General features: G+C 33.1%; 12 protein-coding genes. All 12 read right to left on the reverse strand.

Annotated elements, in window-relative coordinates:
* Positions 1 to 4: 4 nt before the first annotated feature.
* Positions 5 to 1,444 carry an LptF/LptG family permease gene (locus AB3G36_RS10580; protein WP_367752517.1) on the reverse strand — a complete coding sequence of 480 codons (1,440 nt, stop codon included), beginning with the start codon at positions 1,442 to 1,444 and terminating at the stop codon, positions 5 to 7.
* 8 nt (positions 1,445 to 1,452) lie between these two features.
* Positions 1,453 to 2,094, reverse strand: a complete 642-nt coding sequence (locus tag AB3G36_RS10585; RefSeq protein WP_367752519.1) for an outer membrane lipoprotein carrier protein LolA — start codon at positions 2,092 to 2,094, stop codon at positions 1,453 to 1,455.
* Positions 2,095 to 2,098: 4 nt separating this feature from the next.
* The gene (locus tag AB3G36_RS10590) at positions 2,099 to 4,534 is read right to left on the reverse strand and encodes a DNA translocase FtsK (protein ID WP_367752521.1); all 2,436 of its coding nucleotides are present in this window, start codon (positions 4,532 to 4,534) and stop codon (positions 2,099 to 2,101) included.
* 17 nt (positions 4,535 to 4,551) lie between these two features.
* On the reverse strand, positions 4,552 to 4,926 hold the full coding sequence (locus AB3G36_RS10595; protein WP_367752523.1) for a diacylglycerol kinase family protein: 375 nt from the start codon (positions 4,924 to 4,926) through the stop codon (positions 4,552 to 4,554).
* An 11-nt stretch (positions 4,927 to 4,937) separates the two neighbouring features.
* Entirely contained in the window at positions 4,938 to 5,435 is a 498-nt protein-coding gene (gene tpx, locus AB3G36_RS10600; RefSeq protein WP_367752525.1) for a thiol peroxidase, read from the reverse strand.
* A 186-nt stretch (positions 5,436 to 5,621) separates the two neighbouring features.
* Positions 5,622 to 5,879 (reverse strand): hypothetical protein, encoded by a 258-nt coding sequence (locus AB3G36_RS10605; RefSeq protein ID WP_367752527.1) that lies wholly within the window; start codon positions 5,877 to 5,879, stop codon positions 5,622 to 5,624.
* 76 nt (positions 5,880 to 5,955) lie between these two features.
* On the reverse strand, positions 5,956 to 6,264 hold the full coding sequence (locus AB3G36_RS10610; protein ID WP_367752529.1) for a thioredoxin family protein: 309 nt from the start codon (positions 6,262 to 6,264) through the stop codon (positions 5,956 to 5,958).
* A gap of 159 nt (positions 6,265 to 6,423) precedes the next feature.
* Entirely contained in the window at positions 6,424 to 7,062 is a 639-nt protein-coding gene (locus AB3G36_RS10615) for a peroxiredoxin (protein WP_367752531.1), read from the reverse strand.
* A 193-nt stretch (positions 7,063 to 7,255) separates the two neighbouring features.
* Complete coding sequence (nhaC, locus tag AB3G36_RS10620; protein WP_367752533.1) at positions 7,256 to 8,713, reverse strand: Na+/H+ antiporter NhaC; 1,458 nt, start codon at positions 8,711 to 8,713, stop codon at positions 7,256 to 7,258.
* Between the two features lie 212 nt (positions 8,714 to 8,925).
* Positions 8,926 to 10,524, reverse strand: coding sequence for a glycoside hydrolase family 3 protein (locus AB3G36_RS10625; protein WP_367752535.1), 1,599 nt, complete (start codon positions 10,522 to 10,524; stop codon positions 8,926 to 8,928).
* A gap of 153 nt (positions 10,525 to 10,677) precedes the next feature.
* Positions 10,678 to 12,222: an MFS transporter gene (locus AB3G36_RS10630; RefSeq protein ID WP_367752537.1), complete on the reverse strand. Its 1,545-nt coding sequence runs from the start codon at positions 12,220 to 12,222 to the stop codon at positions 10,678 to 10,680.
* Complete coding sequence (locus AB3G36_RS10635; protein ID WP_367752539.1) at positions 12,209 to 13,783, reverse strand: glycoside hydrolase family 10 protein; 1,575 nt, start codon at positions 13,781 to 13,783, stop codon at positions 12,209 to 12,211. Before AB3G36_RS10635 ends, AB3G36_RS10630 begins: the two co-directional genes overlap by 14 nt.
* Positions 13,784 to 13,977: the final 194 nt, after the last annotated feature.

Raw genomic sequence — 13,977 nt, forward strand, 5'->3', positions numbered from 1 at the left:
GTTTTTATTTTTTAGAGGGAAATAATTTTTTAAATATTTTTTGAATGGGGGATAATATCACATCCGTGTTTATTAATCCAATATCATTTGTGGCCCTATAGGTTAATAATATGGCTAATGGGGTAAGAATAAAGGACGACATCCAGGCTCCCATAAAAGGAGACATTCCGTTTTCTTGGGCTATTCTTTTTCCAAAAGTATTTATAAAGTGAAAGGATATGAATATTAATACAGCAAAGATGATTGGAAGTCCAAGTCCACCTTTTCTGATGATGGCACCTAGTGGAGCGCCTATAAAAAACATCATCAAACAGGCGTATGCAATTACAAACTTATCATAGAATGCCAGCACGTGATTGTTTATGTTTTTTTGTTTGTTTTCCAAATTTACTTTGGTTGCATCAATTGAATAATTGGTGCTAACGACATTGCTGCTTGCAATTTTTAAAATTTCTGATTTTTGTTCATTGGTATACAAGGACAAAATGTTATCAGGTATTTTTTTGCTTTTTGGCTCCGCTTTATCATTATAAATGTTATTACTTGATATTCCAGTTCTTAGATTTATATTTTCAGAATAAGAAATAATCTCCGTTTTGTAATTTTTTTTCAAAGAATCCAAAGTATAGTTTAACTCACTTAAAGTCAACATCGTATTTGTGTTGGCGATATTGTTTTCGTCAACGTTAACCTTGTTCAATTGTGATAAATCAATATTGATGGTGTATTTTTTAAAAGAGCTTTTCGCAAATGGTAATTTGTTTCGATCTTCATATTTTTTAGGAATCAGATCTTCATAATAATTTCCGTTGTTAAGTACCAGTTGTAGAATACTGGATTTTTCGCTACTAATCAGTTCACCATCTCTTGCCTTGATTACGGTTTTGCTACCATCACCAATATTTGATTTTTTATGTATTGTAATACCAGTCAAAGTGTTTCCGTCTTTTCCTGATTTTTTATTTACCTTAATGTTGTAAAAACCAACATCGCTAAACTGGCCTTCAGTAATTGCCATTGCAGGTTTTACTTGTGCAATGTTTTTTCTAAAGTTTATGAATTTATATTCGGCATACGGAATCACATTATTAGCAAAAAAGAAGGCAACCACACTGAGTAACAAAATAAAAATAGTCAAGCCTCTCATGGCTCTTTGTAGTGAAATTCCCGAAGATTTCATTGCAGCAAACTCGTAGTTTTCGGCAAGGTTTCCAAAACTCATTATGGAAGCCAATAAAATAGATAGGGGCAATACCAACGGTATGATTCGAGGCATCGAGAATAAAAGAAATTTTATAACTAATGCAAAATCTAAATCCTTACCAGCTAGTTCCGCTATGAATAGCCAAACTGTTTGCAGTATGAATATAAAAAACAAGATTACAAATACCGTAGCAAATGTAATCAAGAATGTTTTTAATAAGTATTTGTCAAGAATTTTCACCTAATAATTTAATCTAATTTATTGATGTAGTAATTTGGATATTTACTTTCGGCAAAGATAAATTGATTTTTTGACAAAGGTTGGTTGGTTTTAAAAGAATTAACGGTTAAAGTAGTTTTTGTTCCTTTTTTACCCATTTCAATCAAATTATAGATGTGTTTTGTTTGCACATCAATTCCCAATAGGATTTCTTTTCTTTGATCTCTTGAATTGGTAGGAATCAATTTGATATATTGAATTTTTCGTCCTCTTACATCTTGCAATGCATCCATTGAATACCTGTAGCCACTATTGAAAAAAGTAAGCATTTTTGAAGGTGTAATGGCACTATCGTCTTTTTCATTTACATTTGAAATAGTAATTTCTTCATCTTCTGGAACAATAGTATACGTTTTTCTTCCATCAAAAATCTTTGTAATTCCCATGAAATTCAACACATATTGGTTGTTTTTCATAGTTACATTTCCTTTACTGTCTTGATTGATGTTTTCTTTTGCGTTATTTAAAGAATATTTAAAATCAATTACAATATTATCATAACTTTTTACTTTTGCAGTCACTTGATCTAAAAGGTCTTTTGCCTTTTTGTCTTGTGCTTGTATCGAAAAGCTAAAAAGAAATATAAATGCAATTTGAATAAATGTTTTCATAATTTTAATTGTTTTGTTCATTGTTAAAAAATTGATCAAGAGAACTCATGTCTAGAATGTTAACACTACGTGCTTTACTTCCTTCAAAGGGTCCTACAATTCCAGCTGCCTCAAGTTGATCAATTAATCGGCCGGCTCTGTTGTAACCCAATTTTAGTTTTCTTTGTAACAATGATGCTGAGCCTTGTTGTGCATTCACAATGATTTCGGCCGCTTCTCTAAACAAAGTATCTCTATCGGATATATCCATATCAAGATTAATGCCACTTTCCTCTCCCACAAACTCAGGAAGTAAATAAGCGGTAGCATATGCCTTTTGTGAGCCTATAAAATCAGTTATTTTTTCTACTTCAGGTGTATCAATAAAAGCACACTGTACGCGGACTACATCATTTCCATTAGTGTAAAGCATGTCTCCACGTCCAATCAATTGATCTGCTCCTTGGGTGTCCAAAATTGTTCTTGAATCAATCTTCGATGTTACTCGAAAAGCTATTCTAGCAGGGAAGTTGGCTTTAATCAAACCTGTAATTACATTTACTGACGGTCTTTGAGTGGCAATTATTAAATGGATTCCAATAGCACGCGCCAATTGAGCCAAACGAGCAATAGGTACTTCGACCTCTTTTCCTGCTGTCATAATCAAATCGGCAAATTCATCCACCACCAAAACGATGTAAGGTAAAAAACGGTGTCCATTTTCAGGATTTAATTTTCTAGCTTTGAATTTATCATTGTATTCCTTAATGTTACGCACCATCGCATCTTTTAATAAAGAATACCGATTGTCCATTTCCACACAAAGAGAATTCAAAGTGTTTACTACTTTAGCATTATCTGTAATAATCGCATCATCAGTATCAGGAAGTTTGGCGAGATAATGTCTTTCAATTTTATTAAATAAAGTTAGCTCTACTTTTTTAGGGTCAACCAAAACAAATTTAACTTCTGCTGGATGTTTTTTGTATAATAATGAAGTAAGAACTGCATTTAAACCAACAGATTTTCCTTGTCCTGTAGCACCTGCCATCAATAAATGGGGCATTTTGGCTAGATCGACAACAAATGTTTCGTTTGAAATTGTTTTTCCTAAAGCAATTGGCAACTCCATTTCGGCTTCTTGAAATTTAGCGGATCCAATAACACTTTTCATAGAAACCATAGTAGGATTCTTATTAGGAACCTCAATACCTATTGTTCCTTTTCCAGGAATAGGAGCAATGATACGAATCCCTAATGCCGATAGTGATAAAGCAATATCGTCTTCTAGGTTTTTAATTTTCGAAATTCTAATTCCAGCCTCTGGAACTATTTCATATAAAGTTACCGATGGTCCAACAGTTGCCTTAATTTGTGCAATCTCAATTTTGTAATTGCGTAATGTATCAACAATTCGATTTTTATTTTCTTCTAATTCTTCCTGATTGATTGTAATTCCTCCAGTTGAATATTCTTTTAATAAATCGATTGTTGGGTATTTGTAATTGGATAAATCCAAAGTAGGATCAAATAGTCCAAAGTCAGAAACCAATCTTGAAGCTAGATTTTCTTCGATAAGATCTTCCTCTGGTGCTGTTTCAACAACAAAGGTATCTAAAGGTATTTCTTCAATAGGTTTGGATTGAACTGGATTTGGTTTCAAAACAGGGTCCAAATTGATTTCGGAAGAATGTGAAATGGTTGGTTTCAATGCTTCTTTATTAATTTCGAATTGGGACGCTTTTGGTTTTAATTCGATATTTTCTAATCCATTTTCTTCAGCAACGGCAAACTCTTCTAGGTTGTAAGCACTTTCACCTTTAGTTGTTGGAGCAGTGTTTAAATCCGTTTTTATTTCTTTTTTGGTATTTTCAAAAAAGGACATGATTTTTTCAGGCGATAATTTAATTTTAAAAATCACATAAATAATCAGCCCAAAAAGTAAAGTAAGTAGGGTTCCTGTTTTTCCAATATAATCTTGTAAAAATAAATTCAATTCGTACCCTACTGTTCCTCCCAGTTCAGGTAATGATGTGGCAAAAAAACCAAATAATATAGAAACAATGATAAGGGCAAATAAATCCCAAAACCAAATTCCTTTCAATTTTCTAGCTGAGATACCTACAATTAAATAAATCCCTGTTAAGAAAAACAAACGGACAAATAGGAAGGAAGCCAAACCAAAACCTCTATAAACAATAAAATCAGCTAAATAAGCACCAAATTTTCCTAACCAATTTTGGACAACTTCAGAGCGATCTGTCAGTTGAGAAACTGCACTTTGATCTTCTTGTCCATGGAGGTAAAAGGAAATAAAAGCAACCAGTAAAGCTATAGAAAATAATATAAGTAAACTCCCCAAAACAATTTTGTGTTGTTTCGTTAATTCCCATGATTTTCCAACTTTTGCTTTTGGATTACTCTTCTTGTCTACAGGTTCTTTTTTTGTTGTTTTTGCCATTCTGGGTTGTCTTATGCCTATAGAAATCGAGGCATGTATATGATTAAACCGATTATTATTGCTGTAATAGCTGCAAAAAATACAGCACCAGCAGCAATGTCTTTTATGAAACCAATTCTTTCATGATAATTAGGATGTATAAAATCGGCTACTTTTTCTACTGCAGTATTTAATCCTTCAATGCTCATCACTAAGCCAATGGCCATGGTTTGAAAAAGCCATTCTGTTGATGAAATACCAAAGTAAAAGCCAGCAATTGTTAACAAGATCCCTATGGAAAATTGAACCATAATACTGTGCTCTGTCGTAATTAATTTTACAGCTCCTTTGAAAGCATAAGTAACGCTTTTTAATCTTCCGGTAAAGAAAGTGTTGTCTTTTTGAAACTCCATTAATTTGTTAATTAAAGTACTGCAAGGGCAGCTTCATAATTAGGTTCATCTGCAATTTCGCCAACTTGTTCTGTATGGATAATTGTTCCATCAGCATCAGTTACAATAAGTGCTCTAGAGTGTAAACCAGCTAATGGTCCGTCAACAATTTCTAAACCATTTACTTTACCAAATTCTCCTGCTTGAAAGTCAGATAAGTTAACCACATTTTCAATTCCTTCAGCTCCACAAAAACGTTTTTGAGCAAATGGTAAATCTCTTGAAATACATAAAACAGCTGTGTTCTCTAATTTCGCAGCACTTTCGTTAAATTTTCTAACTGATGTTGCACAAGTTCCTGTATCGATACTAGGGAAAATATTAAACACTAATTTTTTTCCAGCAAAAGAGCCTAATGAAGCTACTGAAAGGTCGTTTTGTATTAATTTGAAATCAGCTAATTTAGTTCCTACTTTTGGTAATTCACCTGATGTATGTATTGGATTTCCTCCTAATGTAATTGAAGCCATTTTTTTTGTTTTTTGTTAAGGTTCAAAAGTATGAAAATTATTTAAGAATTAGGTTTTAAGCGCTAAGATTTTAGAACAATTACAAACTGTTGTACCCGAACGTCTTTTGGGTAGATAATCTTTTAAATCAAAAAAACGCACTTATTTCTAAGTGCGTTTTTATTATTATTTTGTAAAGAATTGATTTTATTTATCTATAGAACCTAGTACTCTTTTCATAAAAGTGTTTAGTGCTTCTTTTTTATCAGTCCCATTTTTAATCATTTTGTGTACTTCAATGGCGCCGTACATATTCGAAATTAGTTCTCCTATAACATCTAATTCTTCGTCTTTCAATGAAGGGATCTCTGTCATTGCTTCTAGAACATCAATCGTTTCTATGATATAATCTTGATCGTTATCTTCTATAAATTGGGTTAGATGCTTTATTACAGGTAATTTCATGTTTTAAAATGTTTAATTGGTTATCTGTCTAACCGTTTAACCGTTTAACCGATTAACCGATTAAACAATTCAACTATTATGCTATTTCATTCACTAATTCAATTAGTACTTCTTGTTTATTTGTTTGCGTTTCATTTATCAGTTTACCGTCAACAAAAGTTGCAAAAGTTGGTAAGTTATTCACGTTAGCTAGTTTTCTTGATTCTGGTGAATTTTCGGCATCTACTAGTACAAAAGTGATTGCTTCATTTTCAGTCGCTAATTTTTTAAATTTTGGTTTCATGATTCGGCAATTACCACACCATGATGCTGAAAATTGAACAACAACTTTATTGTTTTGGTTTACTAAATCAGCTAAAGTATCTTCGGTTAAATCGATTAACATATGTTTTTTTTTTGGTTCAAAGTTGCAGAGATGCAAAGTTGCAAAGGTTTTTTATTGAGTCTGAAAGTTGAATAGTTACAAAGTCTCAAAGTTTTAGAAACTTTGTAACTCAGCTACTCAAGAGCTTTGCAACTTTGAGACTTTGTAACTCCTAAGAAATTAGTTTAAGCTTAAGTATTCAGCAGTACTTTTTCTGTCAGCACTCATTGCTTCTTTACCAGCTTCCCAGTTTGCAGGGCAAACTTCACCTTTTTCTTGAATATGAGTATATGCATCAACCATACGTAAGTATTCGTTTACGTTACGACCTAATGGCATATCGTTAACACTTTCGTGGAAAATTTTCCCAGTTTCGTCAATTAAGTACGTCGCTCTAAAAGTAACATTAGATCCTTCGATCATAACTGAATCAGTTTCTTCACTATATTCAGTTGAATCAATATCAAGGATACCTAAGATGTTTGATAAGTTTCTGTTAGTATCTGCAAGAATTGGGTAAGTAACACCTTCAATTCCACCGTTGTTTTTTGGAGTATTTAACCAAGCAAAGTGTACTTCATTTGTATCACATGAAGCACCAATTACAATTGTATTTCTTTTTTCAAATTCAGGCAAAGCCGCTTGAAAAGCGTGTAATTCTGTTGGGCAAACAAAAGTAAAGTCTTTTGGGTACCAAAATAATAATACTTTTTTGTTGTTTTTTGTAGCTTCTTCAAAAATGTTGATTTTCATGTTGTCTCCCATTTCTGAGATAGCATCAACTGCAATACTTGGGAATTTTTTTCCTACTAATGACATAATTCTATTTTTATTATTAATTTTTTGATGGTGCAAAAGTAGGGAATAACAGAGGTTATGAGTAATCAATTTCAATTATAAATTTTTATATAGTAATAGTTTCTGATTATTAATATAAACCAAAAAACCATAACTAATAGTTAGTCATGGTTTTAGTGTTTTTTATATTAAAATAGTTAAAGTATTTTTTTTACTAATTTTTCTTATCAGTTGCTAATTGTCTAATTTTAATATTGAAAGCGACAAAAATTAAGGTCATAAAAGGGCTTAGAATATTAAAGAAAGCATACGGTAAATAATCAAACGTTGAAACACCTAATGTTCCAGATTGATAGGCACCGCAAGTATTCCACGGGATTAATACGGATGTAACAGTACCAGAATCTTCTAGTGTTCTACTTAAATTTTCGGGTGCTAAACCTTTATTTTTATACGCTTTCGCAAACATTTTTCCAGGAACTACAATAGCTAAATATTGATCGGAAGCAGTGATGTTCAGTGCCAAACAACTTCCTACAGTGGAGGCAAAAAGTCCAAACGTTGTATGTGCTAGTTTCAATAAGGTCTGACTAATTCTAGCCAAAGCGCCAATTGCATCCATGATTCCACCAAAAACCATAGCACAAAGAATCAACCAGATGGTTCCTAACATTTTTTGCATTCCGCCTGAGGTAAATAAATCAGCCAAAGTTTTATTCTCCGTAGGGATAATTATTTTGCCAGTAATGGCATCCATCACAGCTTTGTATGCTGATTTAAATGTCATAGCTTCCACACCCGCAATTTGATTTAAAATGTGTGGTTGAAATATAATTGCAAAGACTGCGGCCAATAAAGTTCCTGCCAAAAGCGCAATTAACGGCTCTGTTTTTTTAATGATTAGTCCAATAACAATAGCAGGAACTAAAAATAACCATGCCGATACGGTAAAAGTACCTTCAATATCATTTAATAGGCTAGCAATATTTACATCTCCTTTAATATCAACAGTTAGTCCTAAAATAATGAATAGAATTAAGGTGATAATGTAAGTTGGAATAGTAGTTAATGTCATGTATCGAATGTGAGTAAACAAATCGGTTCCAGCCATTGCAGGGGCAAGGTTAGTTGTATCTGACATGGGGGAAAGCTTGTCTCCAAAATAAGCTCCAGAGATGACTGCTCCTGCGACCATTCCTAGATCAAAACCTAAAGCACCACCCACACCTATTAAAGCAATACCTACAGTGGCACTGGTGGTCCAAGAACTTCCTGTGGCAATAGATATAATGGAACAAATAATTAAAGTAGCGGGTAAAAAGATAGCAGGACTTAATATTTGTAAACCATAATAAATCATAGAGGGGATAATACCACTCACGAGCCATGTTCCTGCCAATGCACCAACCATAAGTAATATGAGGATAGCACCTACCGTAGATTTAATATTCTCGGCAACTTCCTCCATCATTTTTTGGTAGGTCACTTTATTGAAAAAACCAACAATAGCAGCAACGGCAGCACCTAATAATAAAACAAATTGATTGCTTCCGCTTAAGGCTTCGTCACCATAAACCGATACATTATAACCCAAAAGTAAGATAAGAGCAAGAACTGGAATTAAGGCTTCTGTAATTGATAATTCTTTGTTTCTAATGATTTTTGTATCCATTCTATAAGTGTTTGAGTTTGCAATATAGATAAAAAAAGAGGCATTAACCTAACTTCACTTTTTGTGGATAACATGGTTTTGAGGATATCAATGTTGTTTTTTAATAATCAAAAAATAATATTGATTTTGTTTTAATATGGATGATTTTAATTGAATTTTATTCGAATAATTCGTTGTAAAAAAGCAGATTTTATTCGATTCTAAAAATCAAACTAAATTCCTTCAATATGCACTGGCAGAGTTCCTTTACAGTCTAGATTCTCTATTAATTGTATTGCTGCGCTTTCTTGAAATTCCTTAAAATCTTGGTAGACTTGCACAAGTCCAATCGCTGAAGATATATTTGGAATTACTTGCAGTGAATACGGGTTTCCAAAGACATATAATATGCATTTTTTGGACATGAATATTTTTTCTAAAAATCCCAAAACGGCCTTATCAATATCAAAATTATTCATCGGTTTTGCCTTTGGAACAAATAGTGTAATAAGTAAAGTTTCGTAATCGCTTAGTTTTTTTTCTAATGCTAATAGTGCTTCTTCTGTGCCTATTTCTATCGCAAATTCTGATGAAGGAATAGAAGTACTTAAAGTCTTAAAAAAGACATTGTCGATAGGTCTATAAAGACTGATTTTAGCTAATTTTCCTTTTTTGGATGCATCCAAAACAATTTCGGTATTGTTGCTTTCTTTGATTTTTGTGATGCTATATTGTGCTATTTTTCGATTTAAAACTGCCGTAGTTTCAAAATCTAAAGTGGTATTAATTTCAGAATTTGAATTTAATATTCCCACTTTTTCTTTGCATTGCCTCAGTCGGTTATAACTGGCTTCAATGCGTTCTGGACTAGCATTTTTTAGGATTTCTTGAATTCCTTCGGGAACATTTTCGGCAAAACACAATACATCATTTCCAGCATTAAAAGCTTCCCATTCCAGTTGACCTTTAATATCATACAGTTTTGATACACTGTGCATGTTCAATGCATCCGAAATTACCAAACCGTCATATCCTAAACGCTTTCGCAAAAGGGCTTCGATTATGTTTTTCGATAAAGTGGCCGAAGTATCTTTTCCATCATTCAAAGCAGGTACCGCCAAATGACCAATCATGATTGAGTCTACTTGGTTTTCAATTCCTTTAATGAAAGGATATAGTTCATTTTCCAATAATTCATCTAAACTTTCCTTTAAAACGGGTAATCCCAAGTGCGAATCTACATTAGTATTTCCATGACCGGGGAAATGTTTAAGGCAACCTAGTACACCTACATCATTCATTCCACGCAGGTATTCAAGAGCAAAATGAGCTACTTTTTTTTTGTTTTCACCAAAAGAACGGTAACCAATTACGGGATTATTTGGGTTGTTATTGATGTCCGCTAAAGGTGCTAGATTATAATGAATTCCTACTGATTTTAAATCCAATCCAATTTGTTTGCCTACCTCATAAACCAAGTGTGATTCACTTAGAGGTATAGCACCCAAAGTAATGGCATAAGGATATTGTGGAGTTTTCTCTACACGCATGGCTAGTCCCCATTCGGCATCAATACTCATCAAAAGTGGCGTAGGAGCGCATTTTTGGTAACGAACAATTAAGTCTTTTAAACGTTGGTAGCTATCGTCATTAAAAACAATTTTTTTCTTCGTTTCATAGTTGGTTGCTGCACTGGCTCTACTATGAAAAAAAGTCAATCCACCAATGTTGTACTTTGTAATGAGTTGTTCCATTGCCTGAATGTTTTCTTCGATGTCATTGATGAAAACGGCAGGAAAAAAAAATTGCCCTATTTTTTGTTCTAAAGTCATTTATGAAAATATTTGCTGTTATTTCTTGCCACAGATTCACAGATTTTTTAAAACTAATTAATATTAAAATCAGTGAATTAGTGGCTATTTTTTAAAATCGGCATTTTACCGCGTCTTTACGAAGTAAATCCGTTTCATCTGCGTTCCATAAACTTATGCTGATTTCTTTCCGTATTCTTTTGGGAATATCAAGAAACGAGATAAAATTAATCCTGGAATTGTAGCTAAGAAAACCCAAATAAAGAAGTTTCCGTAGCCTAAATATTCTTGGATGTATCCACTAATCATTCCAGGTAACATCATTCCTAACGCCATGAACCCAGTTGCAATAGAGTAGTGGGAGGTTTTTGATTCGCCATCGGCAACATAGATTAAGTACATCATAAAAGCAGCAAATCCAAAACCGTAACCAAATTGTTCTACAATAACCGCTATATAGATATAGTAAACATCGGTAGGTAGAAAATGTGATAATAATATGAAGCCAATAATAGGTAAGTGCATGGCTAGAAACATGGGTAACATCCATTTGCCAAGACCGTCTCTCGAGATTACAATTCCACCTAGAATTCCACCAATTACAAGAGCAAGAACACCAAAAGTACCATAAATAATACCCACACTCTCGGTAGTTAATCCTATACCACCTTTCTTGATTGCATTGAAATTACCTTTGTTCGTTACTAATTTATCTATAAGCTTTATCCTTGAGGGTTTTATATCTTTATTAAATTTGTCTATATCGATTATGTTGGAAGGTTTTGTTTCTAATAGCTTTTTTTCATTCTCCATTAATGCTACTATTGGTAAAGAAGAATACATTAATTCTAATTCTGCTTCAGATGTTTTAATCTCTGTTTTAACTTTAGAGTTAAAAATATGCAAAGCATTTAATTGTTGTGTATTTGATGTAGATTCAGCTAATTCATATCCTTTAGGATCAATTAAGAAAGGCGTTAGCATTTTTAATAATTGAGATTCGCCTAATCTAAATAATAAGATAAAAGCTAATACAATACCGATTTGTTTCTTTTGAAAAAAGCTAGAAAAAACGCTAGAAAAACTTGCTTTTTTAGCTTCTACTGAATTTTTTACAATCGCTTTTTCAGTTCTTGGTGTAGCAAAATAATTGTAGATAGTAATTAAAGTCATTAGTAATCCAACGATAATCATCGTATAGGACCACGCTTTTTGTTTGTCTCCATATTCTTGTTCTAGATAGCCACCAATAATTACAATTAAGCCATTTCCAGTAAGCATAGAAAGGCGATAAAAAGTACTGCGTATTCCTAGAAAAAAAGATTGCTGGTCTTTCTCCAGAGCCAATAAATAAAAACCATCACTAGCCACATCATTGGATGCTGATGCAAAAGCAGCGACCCAAAAAACAGCCAAACTAATCAAGAAAAAATGATTCATGGGAATGGATAATCCTACGATTAAAAAGGAAATTGAGATGAGTAATTGCATAGCCAAAAACCATTTTCTTTTGGTAGAGTACAAATCGATAAAGGGGCTCCATAATGGTTTTATAACCCAAGGAAGATATAAAAGACTGGTGTAAATCCCAATGTCTTCATTACTGATTCCCAAATTTTTGTACATGATTACCGAAACCGAAATAATAATAGCGTATGGTAGTCCCGAGGCAAAGTTTAAAATAGGTATCCAATACCAAGGTCTATTATTTACTTCCATTATTCATTGCGCTTTGGTTTGATTTTTTATCCGTTTTGGTGCTTACTTGTGTAGCCTTACTTTCATTACCAAAAAAGTCAATAAAGGATACTGCATAAGTAGTATTTTTATCCTCAGTAGTCTTTGGAATAACTATAGAAATAGTATCTTTTTTTTCTTTGAAAGCAATTTTATCAATAATTTGACTAGGGTCATTAAGATCTAATTTGGCACCATTTTTAGCTTCATAAACCATAACGTAACGAATCTTGCTATTCAATGGATAATTGAGTGTATAGGTAGAACAACTACTATTGCTTGTTGCATTGCATACAGTAGGGATGTCAATTACTATTTTTTTAGAATTAGGGACTACATACGGAAGCGCTGGATATTTGTATTGATTTTCCAATAATAAATCGGTAACAGCTTTGTTTCTGTTCACAAATGATTTGGCACTAAAAAAAGCATTTCCATTAATGTTTTTATACGATCTAGTTACATCAATCTGGTTTGGAATTTCTGTTGGATTAAACCATCTTCGGTCTGAATCGGTATTGATTTTATAACTACCATTTCCGATGTAGACTGCGGTATTTTTTGAGTTCTCAGACCACCATTTTAAAAGTTTGGTATACGAAGCGGTTTTATGATCCATACTCCAATACAATTGAGGTAAGATATAATCAACCCAGCTGTTTTCCATCCAAGCCATTGGATCAGCAAATAAATCATCATAGTTGGTTTGTCCCGATTGTGTGTCAGATCCTTTTGGATCTACTGATTTATTACGCCAAACTCCAAATGGGCTGATACCAAATTGTACCCATGGTTTTCTCGTTTTTATGGCATAAGACGTATACTTTACAAAATTGTTGACATTCAATCGTCGCCAATCTTCTAAGCTTAATCCGTTTCCGTATTTTTTATAAGAGGCAGTGTCATTGAAATTTTCTCCTGGTATTTTGTAGGGATAAAAATAATCATCAAAATGTATTGCATCAATATCGTAGTTTTTTACTACTTCATCGACAACTGCCACTAAATGAGTTTGTACTTCGGGTAGCGCCGGATTGTAATAGTATTTCCCACCGTATTTAATCATCCATTCTGGATGTTTATAATAATCATGGGTTGGACTTAAAATAGCCGTGTTCAAGTCCATTGTTGCACGGTATGGGTTTAGCCATGCATGAAATTCGAAACCTCTATTGTGTGCTTCGGTAATCATCCATTCCAAAGGATCAAAATTATTAGCAGGTGCTTTTCCTTCTTTTCCAGTTAAGTATTTTGACCATGGAGCTAAATTTGTAGGATAGAAAGCATCACCAACACTTCGTATTTGGACAATTACTGCATTATAGTTTAGTTTTTTATAGGTGTCTAAGATTTCAAGAAAATCAGCTTTTTGCTTTTCAATTGGATCTGTGCTCGTTTTAGGCCAGTCAATATTTGCTACGGTAGCAATCCAAACTGCTCTAAACTCATTTTTTGGGTTTACAGTCGTTTCCTGTGCATTTCCAACTGAAAACGCTAGGAGAAAGCTAGATAGGAGAAGTAAGAAAGATTTTTTAAGGTTCATTGGGAGGACTTTTTTATAAGTATCAAAAATAGTTTTTTTGGCGAATTATAGCTGCTAAATTACTATAAAATTATATGTAAAATAGTGCTGCAATTTCTTTGCCAAAGAATTAAGATATCATTTTATTTGTGTAAGATGCCCTAGCCCCAACAGAAGTGAAACCCCTTTGCAGGTCGAAAACCCCTTTTTTCTGG

Origin of the sequence: Flavobacterium sp. WC2430 (assembly GCF_040822075.1) — a bacterium.
GTDB lineage: Bacteria > Bacteroidota > Bacteroidia > Flavobacteriales > Flavobacteriaceae > Flavobacterium.

Bases quoted from the DNA above. Each gene is read 5' to 3' on its own strand.
- AB3G36_RS10615 (WP_367752531.1), bottom strand. From the start codon at position 7,062: ATGTCATTAGTAGGAAAAAAATTCCCAAGTATTGCAGTTGATGCTATC.
- tpx (WP_367752525.1), bottom strand. From the start codon at position 5,435: ATGGCTTCAATTACATTAGGAGGAAATCCAATACATACATCAGGTGAA.
- AB3G36_RS10590 (WP_367752521.1), bottom strand. From the start codon at position 4,534: ATGGCAAAAACAACAAAAAAAGAACCTGTAGACAAGAAGAGTAATCCA.
- AB3G36_RS10630 (WP_367752537.1), bottom strand. From the start codon at position 12,222: ATGGAAGTAAATAATAGACCTTGGTATTGGATACCTATTTTAAACTTT.
- AB3G36_RS10625 (WP_367752535.1), bottom strand. From the start codon at position 10,524: ATGACTTTAGAACAAAAAATAGGGCAATTTTTTTTTCCTGCCGTTTTC.
- AB3G36_RS10610 (WP_367752529.1), bottom strand. From the start codon at position 6,264: ATGTTAATCGATTTAACCGAAGATACTTTAGCTGATTTAGTAAACCAA.
- AB3G36_RS10595 (WP_367752523.1), bottom strand. From the start codon at position 4,926: ATGGAGTTTCAAAAAGACAACACTTTCTTTACCGGAAGATTAAAAAGC.
- nhaC (WP_367752533.1), bottom strand. From the start codon at position 8,713: ATGGATACAAAAATCATTAGAAACAAAGAATTATCAATTACAGAAGCC.
- AB3G36_RS10585 (WP_367752519.1), bottom strand. From the start codon at position 2,094: ATGAAAACATTTATTCAAATTGCATTTATATTTCTTTTTAGCTTTTCG.
- AB3G36_RS10635 (WP_367752539.1), bottom strand. From the start codon at position 13,783: ATGAACCTTAAAAAATCTTTCTTACTTCTCCTATCTAGCTTTCTCCTA.
- AB3G36_RS10605 (WP_367752527.1), bottom strand. From the start codon at position 5,879: ATGAAATTACCTGTAATAAAGCATCTAACCCAATTTATAGAAGATAAC.